The 16552-nt window shown below is 63.6% G+C and carries 12 protein-coding genes; 8 read left to right on the top strand and 4 right to left on the bottom strand.

Features of this window, described 5'->3' with window-relative positions; translation table 11 throughout:
• The first annotated feature begins 307 nt into the window (after positions 1-307).
• The 6 genes from VFB05_RS02005 (at position 308) to recN (ending at position 8765) form a co-directional block, all read left to right on the top strand.
• Positions 308-1294: a cell division protein FtsQ/DivIB gene (locus VFB05_RS02005; protein ID WP_325008218.1), complete on the top strand. Its 987-nt coding sequence runs from the start codon at positions 308-310 to the stop codon at positions 1292-1294.
• Complete coding sequence (ftsA, locus tag VFB05_RS02000; protein WP_325008216.1) at positions 1291-2613, top strand: cell division protein FtsA; 1323 nt, start codon at positions 1291-1293, stop codon at positions 2611-2613. The genes VFB05_RS02005 and ftsA overlap by 4 nt, the downstream gene beginning before the upstream one ends.
• 91 nt (positions 2614-2704) lie before the next feature.
• A complete protein-coding gene (ftsZ, locus tag VFB05_RS01995) occupies positions 2705-4522 on the top strand; it encodes a cell division protein FtsZ (RefSeq protein WP_325008214.1) in 1818 nt (605 codons plus the stop codon).
• 350 nt (positions 4523-4872) lie between these two features.
• Positions 4873-5832, top strand: a complete 960-nt coding sequence (gene lpxC / locus VFB05_RS01990) for a UDP-3-O-acyl-N-acetylglucosamine deacetylase (protein WP_325008212.1) — start codon at positions 4873-4875, stop codon at positions 5830-5832.
• Positions 5833-6065: 233 nt separating this feature from the next.
• On the top strand, positions 6066-6983 hold the full coding sequence (locus tag VFB05_RS01985) for an outer membrane protein assembly factor BamD (protein ID WP_325008210.1): 918 nt from the start codon (positions 6066-6068) through the stop codon (positions 6981-6983).
• 108 nt (positions 6984-7091) lie between these two features.
• Positions 7092-8765, top strand: a complete 1674-nt coding sequence (gene recN / locus VFB05_RS01980; protein WP_325008208.1) for a DNA repair protein RecN — start codon at positions 7092-7094, stop codon at positions 8763-8765.
• Positions 8766-8846: 81 nt separating this feature from the next.
• Here recN and VFB05_RS01975 read toward each other — a convergent pair whose 3' ends face one another.
• Positions 8847-9134: a GIY-YIG nuclease family protein gene (locus VFB05_RS01975; RefSeq protein ID WP_325008206.1), complete on the bottom strand. Its 288-nt coding sequence runs from the start codon at positions 9132-9134 to the stop codon at positions 8847-8849.
• 78 nt (positions 9135-9212) lie between these two features.
• On the opposite strand from VFB05_RS01975, the gene ligA reads away from it, so the two are divergent.
• Entirely contained in the window at positions 9213-11363 is a 2151-nt protein-coding gene (gene ligA, locus VFB05_RS01970) for an NAD-dependent DNA ligase LigA (protein ID WP_325008204.1), read from the top strand.
• Positions 11364-11470: 107 nt separating this feature from the next.
• Here ligA and VFB05_RS01965 read toward each other — a convergent pair whose 3' ends face one another.
• Both VFB05_RS01965 and VFB05_RS01960 read right to left on the bottom strand, forming a co-directional pair.
• Positions 11471-12748: a multidrug effflux MFS transporter gene (locus VFB05_RS01965; protein ID WP_325008202.1), complete on the bottom strand. Its 1278-nt coding sequence runs from the start codon at positions 12746-12748 to the stop codon at positions 11471-11473.
• A gap of 232 nt (positions 12749-12980) precedes the next feature.
• Positions 12981-14810, bottom strand: coding sequence for an aminopeptidase P family protein (locus VFB05_RS01960; protein WP_325008200.1), 1830 nt, complete (start codon positions 14808-14810; stop codon positions 12981-12983).
• 215 nt (positions 14811-15025) lie between these two features.
• Here VFB05_RS01960 and VFB05_RS01955 point away from each other — a divergent pair, with 215 nt between their 5' ends.
• On the top strand, positions 15026-15211 hold the full coding sequence (locus tag VFB05_RS01955; RefSeq protein WP_325008198.1) for a hypothetical protein: 186 nt from the start codon (positions 15026-15028) through the stop codon (positions 15209-15211).
• An 88-nt stretch (positions 15212-15299) separates the two neighbouring features.
• Here VFB05_RS01955 and VFB05_RS01950 read toward each other — a convergent pair whose 3' ends face one another.
• Positions 15300-16193 (bottom strand): 50S ribosomal protein L11 methyltransferase, encoded by an 894-nt coding sequence (locus tag VFB05_RS01950; protein ID WP_325008196.1) that lies wholly within the window; start codon positions 16191-16193, stop codon positions 15300-15302.
• Between the last annotated feature and the right edge of the window lie 359 nt (positions 16194-16552).

The following is a 16552-nucleotide window of genomic DNA, read 5'->3' as shown; positions in this document are numbered from 1 at the left end:
CTCGCCGGGAACCGGCTTACCCGTTACCGAAATCCTAACGTTACTTACCAAAGCCTTATCAAAACACGCCAAATCCGGTCCTGAGCGGGGCAAATTTACCCTTTGTTTACCAGGAAGTCCGAAGGTTAACGCCGGCGGCGCGTATGCGCTTGGCCGCCGGGGCGCGTGCTGTTTGGGGAACTCTCGAGCTACGCGCGGGGATCGTGGTCTTCTTGAGCGGGGGTTACGCTCAAGCCCGGAACGGCCGAGCCGTCATACGCCCGCTCCGCAAATTCTTGCGGGCACAAACGGTTGACGAGCTCGAGTAATGGATGGTGGAGGACGTCTCGCCCGGTCACAGCGATCGCCGAGGCAACAGTCTGGTCTGATGGACGCCGTCATCGGCGTGGCAGCAGCCTTGCGCGCGCGGCTGACCCGTGCGCCGTCTCCTGCAAAATCGCGCCGTCTCGCCCGCGGCAAACAGCCGACCGGTCTAATCGCTTTCCTGGAACGCCTGCCGCGCCGCACCGGCCTCACGGCGACGCTGTTGCTGCTGGCCGGCAGCGCCTCGCTTGGCGTCGTCAAGGGCGGCCATCTCGAAGCGTTCCTGACGACCTTGAGCGACACGCGCAACGCGCTCGCCAATTCGGCCGGATTCCGCATCACGTCGGTCGCCATCAACGGCCGCAAGCAGCTCTCGCAGGACGAGGTTCTGGCGATCGGCGGCGTCAATGGCCGCTCCTCGCTTCTGTTCCTGGATGCGGCGTCGGTCCGTGAGAAGCTGAAGGCCGACGCCTGGATCTCAGAAGCCACCGTGCTCAAGCTTTACCCCGGCGAGCTCCGCATCGACATCACCGAGCGCGCGCCGTTCGCCCTTTGGCAGCACGATGGCCGCCTGTTCGTGATTTCCGAGGATGGCTCGGTGCTGCAGAACTACGTGCCTGACCGCCTCATCAAATTGCCGCTGGTGGTGGGCAAGGGCGCGGCGGTCCGCGCCAAGGAGTTTTTGGCGCTGCTCGCCCGTTATCCGCAGGTCAATGCCGTGACCAGGGCTGCGACCCTTGTCGGCGAACGGCGCTGGAACCTGCGCCTCAATGACGGCCTCGACGTCCGCCTGCCGGAAAACGACGTCGGCAATGCGCTTCTCACCTTGAGCAACCTCGATCACGACGAGCGCCTGTTTTCCAAGGACATCGTCGCGATCGATCTGCGGCTGCCGGATCGCCTCGTCGTGCAATTGTCGGACGAGGCGGCGAAGGCGCGGGAAGAAGCGCTCAAGAAAAAAGAACCGAAAAAGAAGGTCGGCGACGCATGAGCGGCTTTGATCGCACCCAGGCGCCGAAGACGCGCCCGATGTCCGGCAAGCGCACCGCGCTTGTCGCTTCGCTCGATATCGGCACCAGCAAGATCGCCTGCATGATCGCGCGGCTGAAGCCGTGCGCGCCGAGCGAAGCCTTGCGCGGGCGCAGCCATGCGGTCGAACTGATCGGCTACAGCCAGATCCAGGCGCGCGGCGTCAAGGCCGGCGCCGTCGTCGATCCGACCGAGTGCGAGCAGGCGGTTCGTCAGGCCGTGGCCCTTGCCGAAGACATGGCCAAGGTCCGCGTTGAATCGGTCTTGCTGTCGGTTTCCGCGGGGCGAATTCAGGGTCAGCTGGTCGAGGCGGCGGCCGACATCAAGGGCGGCGCCGTGACGTCAGCCGATGTCTCGCGCGTGACCTCCGCCGGCATGCGTCACGCGACGCCCGAGGGCCGCACCGCGCTGCATGCGCTGCCGATCAGCTATTCGATCGACGGCGTCAAGGGCGTTCGCGACGCCAAGGGCATGGTGGCGCGGCAGTTCGGCGTCGACATGAACGTCGTGACCTCGGATACGACCGTGGTCAAGAACCTGATGCTGGTGGTCGAGCGCTGCCACCTCAATGTCGAGGCGATGGCGGCGAGCCCCTATGTCGCCAGCCTGTCGGTCCTGACCGACGATGAAGCCGATCTGGGCGCGGCGGTGGTCGAAATGGGGGCGGGGACCACCACGATTGCGACCTATTCCGGCGGACGGTTCATGCACGCGTCCGGGTTTGCCCTGGGCGGGCACCACATCACCATGGATTTGGCGCGTGGACTCTCAGCGTGCATTGCAGATGCTGAGCGAATCAAGACGTTATATGGCACTGTGCTGACCGGCGGGTCTGACGCACACGAGTTGATGTCCGTGCCGTCTGCCGGCGACGACGAGCTGGATGTTCCGCAGGTCGTGTCACGCGCCACGATCGCGAACATTGTCCGGCACCGTGCCGAGGAGATTTTTGAGATGGTCAGGGACCGGCTTGCGAATTCTCCCTTTGCGGCGGAACCGAAAGCCCGTGTGGTCTTGAGCGGGGGAGCCTCGCAGCTCACCGGCACGCTGGAACTCGCAACCAGGATCCTCAACCGCCCGGTGCGGATTGGCCGTCCGCTCGGCTTTTCCCGGCTGCCCAACGAGGCCAAGGGGGCCTCGTCAGCGGTTCCGGCAGGCCTGCTCGTCTACCCGCAATACGCTCATCTCGAACATGTTGAACCGCGGCATACGCGGCAGCTCCGGACAGGGACCGACGGCTATTTCGGAAAAGTCGGACGATGGCTTCGAGAGGGCTTCTGATGAATTTTTTCCGTAAGCACGAATTTTCACCAACACCCCCCGCGGCTGAATGCCGGGGCGAACCCACGCGCGCGTGACCCGAGAGGCAACCATGGCACTCAATATTACTCCTCCTGACATTCATGAGCTGAAGCCGCGGATCACCGTTTTCGGCGTCGGTGGCGCCGGCGGCAATGCCGTCAACAACATGATCACGGCGGGCCTGCAGGGGGTCGACTTCGTCGTCGCCAACACCGACGCGCAGGCGCTGACGATGTCGAAAGCGCAGCGCATCATCCAGATGGGCACGCAGGTCACGCAGGGTCTCGGCGCAGGTTCGCAGCCTGATGTCGGCGCAGCGGCGGCGCAGGAAGTGATCGACGAGATCCGCGATCATCTCTCCGGCGCCAACATGGTGTTCGTCACCGCCGGCATGGGCGGCGGCACCGGAACCGGCGCTGCTCCCGTCATCGCCAGGACCGCGCGCGACGCCGGTATCCTTACCGTCGGCGTGGTGACAAAGCCGTTCCACTTCGAAGGCCAGCGCCGCATGCGCACGGCGGAAGCCGGCATCAACGAGCTTCACAAGGTCGTCGATACGCTTCTGATCATTCCAAACCAGAACCTGTTCCGGGTTGCGAACGAAAAGACCACGTTTGCCGACGCCTTCGCGATGGCCGACCAGGTGCTCTATTCGGGCGTCGCCTGCATCACCGACCTGATGGTCAAGGAAGGCCTGATCAATCTCGACTTCGCCGACGTAAGGGCGGTGATGAGAGAAATGGGCAAGGCGATGATGGGCACCGGCGAGGCCTCCGGCGACAAGCGCGCGCTCACCGCCGCGGAAGCTGCGATCGCCAACCCGCTGATCGACGATTCCTCGATGAAGGGCGCGCGTGGCCTGCTGATTTCGATCACGGGCGGCAAGGACCTGACGCTGTTCGAGGTCGACGAGGCCGCAACCCGTATTCGCGAAGAAGTCGACCAGGACGCCAACATCATCGTCGGCGCCACCTTCGACGAGGCACTCGACGGCATCATCCGCGTCTCCGTCGTCGCCACCGGCATCGAGCAGGCGGCGATTTCCCGTTCGACCGGCGGCTCGGCGCCGGCTCCTGCCGTCAGCAACTCCACGAGCAGCAACACGGCGTCATCTTCGTCCGCCGATTCGCGCCTGGCTGAACTGACCGCGCGGCTTCGCGCCGACAATGCGCGGCTCGCCGAACGCGCCCAGAAGCTCGAAACCTCCAATCCCGTGCAATCAGCGCCGAGCGCGCCGCCGCGTTCCGGCAATGTCGAACGCGCGGCGCTCGCGGCCATTGCCGCCGCCGTTGCGACCGAATCGCCCCAGTCGGCTGTGGCTCAGGCGCCGTTGCAACCGGCGGCCTATGGCGACGTCACGGTGCGCCCGATCGCGCAAAAGCCGACCTTGTTTCCCGATCCGGAAGTGAAGACCGCGCCGGCTGCCGAATCACACCCGCCGGAGACCTTCATCCCGCAGGCGGCCGAGAGGGCGCCGGCCCGCGCACCGCGGATGCCGAAATTCGAGGAATTGCCGATGCCGGCCCAGGCCGAAATCCGCCAGGCCCGCGGCGAACTGGAAGACGATCATCCGCAGAAGGCCAAGCTGTCGCTGTTGCAGCGTCTGGCCAATGTCGGCCTTGGCCGCCGCGACGAGGAAAGCGAGCCGCCGATTGCCGGCCGGGCCGCCTCGGGTCCGGCGATGCCGGCCATGCCGCCGCTGCCTGAGCGCAAGCCGCAGCGCTCGGTCGCCGAGCAGATGGCAAGCCGCGCTCCAGTATCTGAATACGCTCCGCGGCAGGCGCCTCAAGGTCTGGACGTCCACGGCCGTTCGGCACCTGTGACCCAAACACCACAGGGCGATGATCATCTTGATATCCCCGCTTTCCTGCGCCGGCAGGTGACCTGAAACTTGTAACAATCGTGGCGATGTCAAAGGGCCCCGGCGTGATCGCCGGGGCCCTATTGATTTTGCCATAAGGCGGCTGTGGAAAACCGTCGAAGCCTTTGAAATTAAAACGCTAAAGATGTTTTCTAGAGTCCGGATGACAGCCATTGGACGGCACTGTTCGATGCCGGATTGGGGACAAGCTTTGGCGCGAATACGGCAGAGATGGGGTAACAATCGGTAAAAAAGCGTGAGTTGGCGGGTAATAAGGCAGCGATTATTCTCAACCGTGACTTGGGGAACCACTGAGTCGGCTGACATCTAAAGGGGAAGTCAGCCCGGTCTCACGGTAAGTCAGTGTGGGCTTCTGTATGAAATTCGGCCGGCAGACAACGCTGCGTGCGCAAGCTACCGTTATGGGCGTCGGTGTCCATTCCGGACTTCCGGTTAGTCTTACGATCGGACCTGCATCCGTGGATGCGGGTTTTATTTTTGTGCGCACAGGCCTTGATGGCAGCGATCGCGAAGTTCGCGCCGAAGCTGAATCCGTGATCGCCACCGAATTTGCGACCGTGCTGGGCGACCGCCACGGCCCGCTGGTCTCAACCGCCGAGCACGTGCTGGCCGCGCTGCGCGGCATGGGTGTGGATAACGCCACCATCGAGATCGACGGCCCCGAAGTTCCGATCATGGACGGCAGCGCGGCAGCTTTTGTCGCCGCGATCGATCAGGCCGGCATCGTCTCGCAGTCGGCGGCGCGCCGCTTCATCCAGGTGATCAAGCCGGTGCAGGTCGTGGTCGGCGATTCCTTTGGCGAGCTGCGGCCGAACGCGTCCGGCTTCCGCGCCGAGGTCGAAATCGATTTCGCCAATCCCGTGATCGGCCGGCAGAATTACATCCTTGACCTCAGCCCGGAGCGTTTCCGCCGCGAAATCTCGCGCGCCCGGACCTTCGGCTGCGTCAACGACGTCGCCCGCCTCTGGAGCGCTGGTTTTGCGCTCGGCGCGTCGTTCGAGAATTCGGTGGTGTTCGACGAGACCCGCCTGCTCAACACCGAAGGCCTGCGCTACAGCGATGAATGCGTTCGCCACAAGGTGCTCGACGTAATCGGTGACCTGTCGCTGGCGGGGCTGCCGCTGCTCGGCACCTACCGTTCGATCCGCGGCGGCCACAAGCTCAACCACGCCGTGCTGACCGCGCTTCTGGCCGATCGCGCCGCCTATCGGGTGGTCGAGGCCGAGATCTCTCGCCGTCCCCGCACCCACGCCGAAGTCGGCAGCGGCATGGTCGGCGGCATGGTGGCGCCCGCTTACGGCCCCGACGTTTCCTGAAAACGTCTTTATTTCTCTCCTTGTCTGATTTTCGCGCTTTGAAGCGCCAAAACTACGTGTTTTTCCCGATAGCCATCCGCCTTAATCCGGGCGAAATGGCTGCGTATCCGGTTGGTTTAGAAACTTGTTTTAGATAGACAGGGGCGGGGCGACGCCAGCAAGGCCCGCGCTGGCCCCCGATTTTCGTTGCGCGCTGGCCCACTAGCGCATGAAAGGCGTCAGGCCTGAACTCGATGTCGACAAAGCGTATGACGCTCGCATCTTTGCGATCTTCGAACCGTTGGGGCGTTGAATCGCTCGCGCGGACGATCCGCGTCGCGGCCGGCCTTGCGGTTGCCGGCACGGTGCTCGGCGCATGCAGTTCGGCCACCGAATTGTGGGACAAGGTCACCCAAAAGGACGACACCTTCGTCGAGGAGCCGGCGGACAAGCTCTACAATGAGGGCCTGTACCTGACCAACGAGAAGCGCGATCCAAAGGGCGGCGCGAAGAAGTTCGAGGAAGTGGATCGCCAGCATCCGTATTCGGATCTAGCGCGCAAGTCGCTGCTGATGTCGGCCTACGCCTATTACCAGGCCAACGACTATGACAGCTGCATTGGCGCTGCGACCCGTTACGTCACGCTGCATCCGGGCAGCCCGGACGCCGCCTATGCGCAATATCTGATCGCGGCTTCCCATTACGACCAGATCACGGACGTCTCGCGCGACCAGGGCCGGACCGAGAAGGCGATCGCCGCGCTCGAGGAAGTGGTCCGCAAGTACCCGACCTCGGAATATGCCGTCAGCGCCAAGCAGAAGCTCGAAGCCGCGCGCGACCAGCTCGCCGGGCGCGAGATGAATGTCGGCCGCTATAACCTGCAGAAGCGCAACTACACCGGCGCCATTAACCGCTTCAAGACCGTGGTCACGCAGTACCAGACCACGCGGCACGTCGAGGAAGCGCTGGCGCGGCTGACCGAAGCCTATATGGCGATCGGCATTGTCAGCGAGGCCCAGACTGCGGCCGCCGTGCTCGGGCACAACTTCCCCGACAGCCCCTGGTACAAGGACGCCTATAATCTCGTAAAATCCGGCGGACTCGAGCCGAGCGAGGACCAGGGGTCCTGGCTTTCCAAGACCTTCAGGAAGCTCGGCATCGGCAAGGCATGATTCGCTTCCAGGGGAAGCGCTTTTCCCAAAAAGATCATGCTTGAATAAAGAAATGGGATGATGTTCCGATTCCACCTGTTTGGAACGTGATCTGGGATTAATCCTCGCATGCTGGCGCGTCTGTCGATCCGTGACATCGTCCTGATCGAACGGCTCGATATCGAGTTTTCCCGTGGCCTTGCGGTTTTGACCGGCGAGACCGGCGCGGGCAAATCGATTCTGCTCGATGCCTTTGCGCTGGCGCTGGGCGGCCGCGGCGATGCGACCCTCGTGCGCCATGGCGCCGAGCAGGGGCAGGTGACGGCGACATTCGATGTGCCGAAGGGCCATCCGGCCTCCAGCCTGCTCACCGAAAACGGCCTCGAAGACACCGGCGAGATGATCCTGCGCCGGGTGCAGCTTGCCGACGGCCGCACGCGAGCTTTCATCAACGACCAGTCGATCAGCGTGCAGACGCTCAAGGCGCTCGGCTCGGCGCTGGTCGAAATCCACGGCCAGCATGACGAGCGCGCGCTGGTCGATGCCTCGACCCATCGCCGCCTGCTCGATGCGTTTTCCGGCCTGGAGAAGGATGTCGCGGCGCTGGAAGCGCTATGGGATGTCAGGCGCGAGGCCAACAAGGCACTCGACGAACATCGCGCTGGCATGGAGCGCGCTGCGCGCGAGGCCGATTACTTGCGGCACGCCTCCGATGAGTTGAAGCAACTCGCCCCGAAAGATGGCGAGGAAACCAGTCTTGCCTCCCGCCGCACCACCATGATGCAGGGTGAGAAGATCGCGGCCGATTTGCGCGAGGCGCAGGAGGCGGTCTCGGGCGATCACTCGCCGGTCGCAGCTCTCTCGGCCGCGGTGCGCCGGCTCGAACGCCGGGCGGCGAATTCGCCGGCATTGGTCGAGGGCGCGGTGAAGGCGATCGACATTGCGATCAACGCGCTGGAAGAGGCCGATCAGCATCTCTCGGTGGCGCTTGCGGCGGCCGATTTCGATCCAGCCGAGCTTGAGCGCATCGAGGAGCGGCTGTTCGCGCTGCGCGCCGCTTCGCGCAAATATTCGACACCGGTCGATAACCTTGCGGCGCTTGCGGTTAAATATGCCGCGGACGTCGCGCTGATCGATGCCGGCGCCGATCAGTTGAAAAAGCTCGAGGCCGCAGCGGCCGAGGCCGACAAGCATTACGTAGCGGCAGCCAGCAAGCTCTCGGCGGCTCGCGTCAAATCGGCGGAAAAACTGAACAAGGCGGTCAATGCCGAGCTCGCGCCGCTGAAGCTCGAACGGGCGAAATTTACGACGCAGGTGGAATCCGATCCCGCCTCGCCCGGCCCGCAAGGCCATGACCGCGTCGAGTTCTGGGTGCAGACCAATCCCGGCACCAGGCCAGGTCCGCTGATGAAGGTCGCCTCCGGCGGCGAGCTGTCGCGCTTTTTGCTGGCGCTCAAGGTCGTGCTGTCCGACCGCGGCTCGGCGCCGACACTGGTGTTCGACGAGATCGATACCGGCGTCGGCGGCGCGGTCGCGGATGCGATCGGCGCGCGGCTGGGCCGGCTTGCCTCCAAGGTGCAGGTGATGGCCGTGACGCATGCGCCGCAGGTCGCCGCCCGTGCGGATCAGCACCTGCTGATTTCCAAGGATGCGCTCGACAAGGGCAAGCGTGTCGCCACCCGCGTCAATGCGCTCGCCGCCGATCACCGCCGCGAGGAAATCGCCCGCATGCTGGCCGGCGCCGAGATTACAGCCGAGGCCCGCGCCGCTGCCGAGCGGTTGTTGAAGGCGGCGACGGCGTAGGTTGACTTTCGTCATTCCGGGGCGATGCGAAGCATCGAACCCGGAATCTTGAGATTCCAAGTCATGTCTTTCGAGATCGGATCACTGACAAATCGAATCGTACAAGTCGAGCCACGCTGGGTTTTTGGCCTCGATCAATTGAAGTTTCCAATCCCGCTTCCATTTCTTGAGCTCTTTTTCGCGTTCGATGGCGTTGGTTGGATCATCGTAGATCTCGAACCAAACCAGCCGTGTAATATTGTATTTGGAAGTAAAGCCTGGGACTGCTTTTATACGATGCTCATAGACGCGACGGACAATGTCGTTCGTCACACCAATATAGATCGCCCCATCCTTTCGGCTCGCCACGATATACACGTAGTACGCCATAGGGTGCCTAAAACCTCGAGATTCCGGATTCGCCCTTCGGGCGCCCCGGAATGACGAAGCATATTACATGCGTGCATGATGGCCAAAGCAGCAAAACCCAAAAAACTGACCGACGTCGCCGACCTCACCAAGGCGCAGGCCAAGGTCGAACACATGCGCCTTGCGTTGGAGCTTGAGGCGCATGACAAGCGCTATTACCAGGACGATGCGCCCACGGTCACTGACGCCGAATACGACGCGCTGCGCCTGCGCTTCAACGCCATCGAAAAGCGTTTTCCGGAATTCGTCAGCGCCGAGTCGCCCTCGCAGAAAGTCGGCGCGGCGCCGTCGGGCCGATTCAAGAAGGTCCGCCATGCGGTGCCGATGCTCTCGCTCGACAACGCCTTTGGCGAGGAAGACGTTATCGATTTCGTCGGTCGTATCCGCCGCTTCCTGAAGCTTGGCGAAGACGAGCCGATCGACTTTTCCGCCGAGCCCAAGATCGACGGGCTCTCGATGTCGCTGCGCTATGAAGACGGCGAACTCGTCACAGCGGCGACGCGCGGCGACGGCGCGGAGGGCGAGGACGTCACTGCCAACATCCGCACGCTGGAAGACGTGCCGAAAAAGCTGAAAGGCCGCAAAGTGCCGCAAATCTGCGAGGTGCGCGGCGAGGTCTACATGACCAAGAAGGCGTTTCTCGCGCTCAACGAGCGGCAGAAGGCGGCCGGCGACACGATTTTCGCCAACCCGCGCAATTCGGCCGCGGGTTCGCTACGGCAGAAAGATCCTTCGATCACCGCCTCGCGTCCGCTTGGCTTCTTCGCCTACGCCTGGGGCGAGATGAGCGACATGCCGGAAGACACGCAGTCGCACATGATTGCGTGGTTCGAGCATTGCGGCTTCAAGACCAATCCGCTGACCAAACTCTGTCATTCGGTCGAACAGCTGATCGCGTTTCACCGCAAGATCGAGGAGCAGCGCGCCAAGCTCGACTACGACATCGACGGCGTCGTCTACAAGGTCGATCGCCTCGACTGGCAGGAGCGTCTTGGTTTTGTCTCGCGCACGCCGCGCTGGGGCATCGCGCATAAATTCCCGGCCGAGCGCGCCATGACGGTGCTGCGCGATATCGAGATCCAGGTCGGGCGCACGGGCTCGTTCACGCCGGTCGGCAAGCTCGAGCCAGTCGGCGTCGGCGGTGTCATCGTGCAAAACGTGACGCTGCACAATGAAGACTACATCAAGGGCATCGGCAACAAGGGCGAGGTGCTGCGCGAGGGGCGCGATATCAGGATCGGCGACACGGTGGTGATCCAGCGCGCGGGTGATGTGATTCCGCAGGTGGTCGATGTCGTGATCGACAAGCGACCGAAGGACGCCAAAGAATTTCACTTTCCGAAGAAATGCCCGTGTCCGCTGCACACCGCCGTGGTGCGCGAGGAAACCGCTGCTGGAGAGGAGGGCTCGCGCGCCCGCTGCACCGGCGAGTTCGCTTGTCCCTTCCAGAAGATCGAGCACTTAAAGCTGTTCGTGTCGCGGCGTGCCTTCGATATCGACGGCCTCGGCGAGAAACAGCTGCAATATTTCTTCGATGAGGAATGGGTGCGGGAGCCCGCCGACATCTTCACGCTGCAAAAGCGCAACGCCAAGCTGAAACTCGAACAGATCGATGGCTACGGCGAAACCTCCGTGCGCAACCTCTTTGCCGCGATCGAGGGCCGGCGCAGGATTTCTCTGGAACGCTTCATCTACGCGCTCGGCATGCGTCATGTCGGCGAGACCACGGCGCTGGCGCTGGCGCGCGGCTATGGTTCATGGGACGCGTTCCACGACGCGTGCCTGAAGGTCGCCAAGGACAACGAAGACGCCATCGCCGAGATGGATGCGCTCGACCAGATCGGCGACACCGTGATCCAGAGCATCAAGGCCTATTTCGGCGAAAGCCATAACCGCGGCATCGTCGAGCGGCTGAAGAAAGAGGTCGACGTCCTCGATGCCGAGAAGCCGAAGAGCAATTCGGCCGTCGCCGGTAAGACGGTGGTGTTCACAGGCTCGCTCGAAAAGATGACGCGGGACGAAGCCAAGGCGATGGCCGAGCGTCTCGGCGCGAAAGCCGCCGGCTCGGTATCGAAGAAGACCGATTACGTCGTCGCCGGTCCCGGCGCGGGTTCAAAGCTCGCCGAAGCGCAGAAGCATGGCGTGACCGTACTGACGGAAGACGAGTGGCTGAAGATGGTGGGGGAGTGATCGCTCTTTCGTTCGTCATTGCGGGGAGCGTTAGCGACGAAGCAATCCAGCCCTTGTTTTTCTGGATTGCTTCGCTTCGCTCGCAAAGACGACGGATAGGCCCACCCTCACACGATCCCGCCTTCTTCTTCCGCCTGTTCGATCAGCTCCTCGCTCACCACCACATTGCGCCGTGGGATGATGAAGACCATGGTCGAGGCGCAGGCCAGCGACAGCGCGAAGACCGCGGCGTTGAGCGGTGCCGGCGTCGTGAAATGACCGCCGAGCCAGGCGCCGAACTGCGACAGCAACGCGCCGACGCCCATCTGCAAAAATCCCATCGCGCCCGATGCCGTGCCCGCCGCTTCCGGGCGGACGCTGATCGCGCCGGCGGCGGAGTTCGACATCACAAATGCATTGGCGAACATCACGATCATCTGGGTGCCGAACAGCCACGACGGCACCTGGTTGATCCCGCTAAGGCCCCAGACGAGGTTGAGGAAGCTGCCGAACAGTTGCAGTGCGAGCCCGAACCAGATCAGCTTCTCGAGCTGGTAACGCGGCGAGTAGCGCACGCAAAAGAGATTGCCGATCAAATACGCAAAGCCCGTGGTCGCAAACCACGCGCCATATTCGGCGCCGGTGCGGCCCATATGCGTGACGACGATATAGGGTCCGCCGCCGGCGAAGGTGAAGATGATCTGCGACGCCAGCACCTGGCACAGCACATAGCCGATGAAAGCGCGGCTGGTCAGCAGGCTGCCGACATCGCCGCGAAAGCCGCCGCCTGTTTTAGGCCGGACGCGGCGCGTTTCCGGCAAAGCCAACGCGATTGCAATAGTGACCAGAATCGAACCCGCGGTGATGACGTAGAAGACCGCGCGCCAGCCGAATGCGGTCTCGATCAGGCCGCCGGTCAGCGGCGATAGCATTTGCGCGATCATCATCACCGCGATCACGAGCGAGATCATCGAGGAGATGCGCTCGCGCCGATAGAGGTCGCGGATGATGGCGCGGCTCACCACCATGCCGGTGGCGCCGCCGAACGCCTGGAAGAAGCGGGCGACGATCAGCTGCGGCAGGCTCTCGGCGAACACGCAGGCGAGGCTCGCCACGACCATCAGGGTAAGGCCCGCGAGCAGCACCGGCCGGCGTCCGAAACGATCGGAGAGCGGTCCCATCAGGATCTGCGAACAGGCGATGCCGACCATGTAGAGCGACACCGTCATCTGCGCGATGGAAATGTCGCTGGCAAAGCTGGTGGCGAGCAGCGGCAGCGCCGGCACCAGCATGTAGAGCGAGATCGGCGCGACGCCGGTCATGGCGACCAGCAGCAACAGCATCACGCGCGGTGCCGCTACATTTGCGTTCGCGAGCGCGTCCTGTCTGCCTACAACCCCGTGCATGTGAGTCCGGTCCAAATCATTGACACAGACTTACAGCGGGATCATCCGCCACGAATACGGGTGTTTTCGAATACGCCTATTCGCTGTGCGGGATGCGTTGGGCGCAACGGGGGATGTCGTGGGGGAATGGCGGATGGGAAAGAAGCCGTCATTGCGAGGAGCGCCAGCGACGAAGCAATCCAGCTTTCTGGATCGCTTCGCTTTCGCTCGCGATGACGTTGAAAATACGGTCTTACAACGACAGCGGCGCAGTCGCCTGGTCGAGCCAGGCTTTTGTCGCGTCGTCGACGTGGCCGCGCACCGCGTGGCGCACCCGCTCGTGATATTCGTTGAGCCAGCTCAGTTCGTCGCCGGAGAGCATGTTGAGATCGACCAGGCGGCGGTCGATCGGCGCGAGCGTCAAGGTCTCGAACGCGTTAACCGGCTTCTCGGCGCCGGCAACTTCGGCCGCGACCACCAGTTCGAGATTCTCGATGCGGATGCCGAAGCCGTCGGTTTTGTAGTAGCCGGGCTCGTTGGACAGGATCATGCCGCGCTTGAGCGGCGTCGACCCGAGTTTCGAAATCCGCGCCGGGCCTTCGTGCACCGACAGGTAACTGCCGACGCCATGGCCGGTGCCGTGCTCGAAATCGACGCCGGCCTGCCACAGATATTGCCGCGCCAGCGTATCGAGTTGCGCGCCTGTGGTGCCGTCGGGAAACAGCGCGCGGGCAATCGCGATGTGGCCGCGCAGCACGCGGGTGAAGCGGTCGCGCATTTCCTGCGTCGGCTCGCCGATCGCAATGGTGCGGGTCACGTCGGTGGTGCCGTCTTCATATTGTGCGCCGGAATCGATCAGCAGCAGATCGCCGTGCGCGATGCGGCGGTTGCTCTTGCGGGTGACGCGATAGTGCACGATGGCGCCGTTCGGCCCGGTACCGGAAATCGTCGGGAACGAAACGTCCTTCAGCGCGCCGGTGTCGCGGCGGAAGGTCTCGAGTGCCTCGACGGCGTCGATCTCGGTGAGGTGGCCTGCGGGCGCCTCGCGATCGATGAAGGCAAGAAAGCGCGCCAGCGCAATTGCGTCGCGGCGGTGCGCGGCTTTGGTGCCGGCAATTTCCGTGTCGTTCTTGACGGCCTTGAGAAGGCTGACGGGATCGGCGCCGCGGACGACCTTGCCGCCGGCGGACGTGATCAGGCGCGTCAGCGCGTCGGCGGCGGTGGCGTTATCGAGCGCGATGGCAGCGCCGCTCTTCGACATTTCGACCAGTTTTGGCGTCAGCGCGCCGGGCTCGACGACGGTCGCAATCCGCTCCAGATGATCGCGCACGCTGTTGGAGAGTTTTCGGTGATCGATGAAGAGTGTCGGCCGGCCGCTTTTCGGTACCAGCGCGTAGGACAAGGGCAGGGGCGTATGCGCGACGTCGGCGCCGCGGATGTTGAAGGTCCAGGCCACGGCATGGCTGTCCGACAGCACCAGCGCATCGGCGCCAAGTTTGGCGATCTCGGCCTCGATCCGCTTCAGCTTGTCGGCTTCCACTTCGCCGGAGAATTGCGTCCCGTGCAGGGCGACGGGGGCGAGCGGCAGCGCCGGGCGCTCGGTCCAGATCGCATCGACCGGATTGTGATCGACCGGAACCAGTTCCGCGCCCGCCTTGGCGCAGGCGGCGGCGAGCTTCTCCGCAGATGCGCTCGTATGCAGCCAGGGGTCGAAGCCGAGGCGATCGCCGCTCGCGAGATGCTGCGTCAGCCACGTGTCCGGCGGCGGATCGACCAGCGGCTGAATGCTCCACGCCTTGGTGTCGACCTGCTTGGCGGCTTGCAGGGTGTAGCGCCCGTCAACGAAGACGGCGGCCTCGGCGGCGAGCACGATGGCCATTCCGGCCGAGCCGGTAAAGCCGGTCAGCCAGGCCAGCCGTTCTTCCGACGGAGCCACATATTCGTTCTGCTGCTGGTCGGCGCGGGGGATCACGAACCCGGTCAGGTTGTGTCTCGTCAGCTCCTCGCGGAATGCTGACAGGCGCGCGGTCAAAGCGACGCCGGTTTCGGGTTCTTCGAAGGTCTGGAACAGGGCTTCAAACATCGGTCGATAGTATCATCCTTCCTGCGACAGTGGGGTAACCGACTCAAATCGCTTCCGATTCGGAATTTATTGTGATTGAATTGCTGCACCTGCGTTAGACGGGGCTGAACGTTTCGTGACGTCCACTGTTGGTCACGGAGCGTTCGACAAAATCTTCGGGTGGAATTCCAAGGCAGTTCCAAGGGCGTTCAGTTTCTAGCGTCGAGGGATCAACCATGCCCGTCTTCACCTTTGAGAAGATTTCGTCGCCGATCCGCCGCGTACCCTCCGCTCAGCCTGCCGCGGAGAAGCCGCGCGGCTTGATTGTCCAGTTCCTGGACCGCTTCGTCGAGGCGCGCGTCAGGCGCATGGCCGCCGACGAAAATGCCGGCCAGCCGCAGCAGCAGAAGCCTGAGAAGTGATCCTGTCATTCCGGGGCGCGAGCGTAGCGAGCGAACCCGGAATCTCGAGATTCCGGATCGCCGCTTCGCGTCGTCCGGAATGACCCGATCAAACCTTACACAGCAACAGGCTGCTCCAGCCTTCGATCCGGATGTGCCGCTCCAGCACAAGCCCGCGCGCCCGGTAGGCGGCGATGACGCCAGCCGCCTGGGGCGACAATAGCCCCGACAGGATCACCCGCGCCCCGCCGGCGAGGTGGTTCGACATCGGCGTTGCCATCTGCCGCAGCGGATTGGCGAGAATATTGGCGAGGATCAGGTCGAAGGGCTGTTTTTCCCGCAAACGAGGGGCCGAGAAGCCGCTTCCCCACGTGACCTCCACGAGCGGGCCGACGCCGTTGAGGCGCGCGTTTTCGGCGGCCACCGTCACCGACGGTGCGTCGATGTCGCTGGCGAGGACCTGGGTCCGCAGCGCCTTGGCGGAGGCGATCGCCAAAACCCCGGTTCCGGTGCCGAGATCGAGCACGCGGCGGGGCCGGTACGCCTTCAGGGCGTGGCCGAGCAGCACCAGGCAGCCTCGCGTCGTGCCGTGATGGCCGGTGCCGAAGGCGAGCGCGGCCTCGATCTCGATGCCGAGCTTGTTGGCCGCCACTTTCGAGCGGTCGTGCTGGCCATGGACGACGAAACGTCCGGCATGGACCGGCACCAGCTCGTCGAGGGTGGCCCTGACCCAGTCCCTGGGCGCGACAGTGTCGAATGTGACCGATCGCGCTGCGCCGTCGCCGGCGGCCAGCGCCACCAGGTTGCGGATCGCGGCCTCGTCGGGCTGACCTGCAAAGTAGAAGGTCACGTCCCAGCGACCGCCCGGTCCCTCGAAGGCGCCGACGGCGGCCTGCTCCTCATCGAGGGTTTCGGTCAAGAGATCCGAGATCCGGCGGGCGGTGGCCTCGTCGCCGATGGCGAGCGTGGCGCGGTAGGTTTGCGGGGTGAGGGTCGAGGTCATTGTCTGTCAGTTGGCTTGGAAGGTCGCTTGATCCGAAGGAGCAAGCGGGAGGGGATCAAAGGGCGAAGCGAAATGCAAACCGACCCCCACCCCGGCGCCTCCTAGTGCGAGCTTGCTCGTCACGACCGCTTGCAGGGGGAGGGAGCGCACCCCGTCAGTTTAAGATTTCGTTCACCCCGTTATTCTAGGTTTGCCGCGTCAGGGCGCTGCTTTTGCGCTTATTTCGCCCTCGCGCGGTCTGTTGGTTAAAAACAGGTTAATAAGCAAGGGCATAGCGGCGGTTCTCAAACCACCTTTTGAGGCACTTCACCAGCCGCCTCAGATCTCCAGTCACAGCTCCTTTCCTCTTAGGCTTCATC

Origin of the sequence: Bradyrhizobium sp., assembly GCF_035652035.1 — a bacterium.
In the GTDB taxonomy this organism is placed as follows: Bacteria; Pseudomonadota; Alphaproteobacteria; order Rhizobiales; family Xanthobacteraceae; genus Bradyrhizobium.
This window is presented reverse-complemented; position numbering and strand designations above follow the sequence as displayed.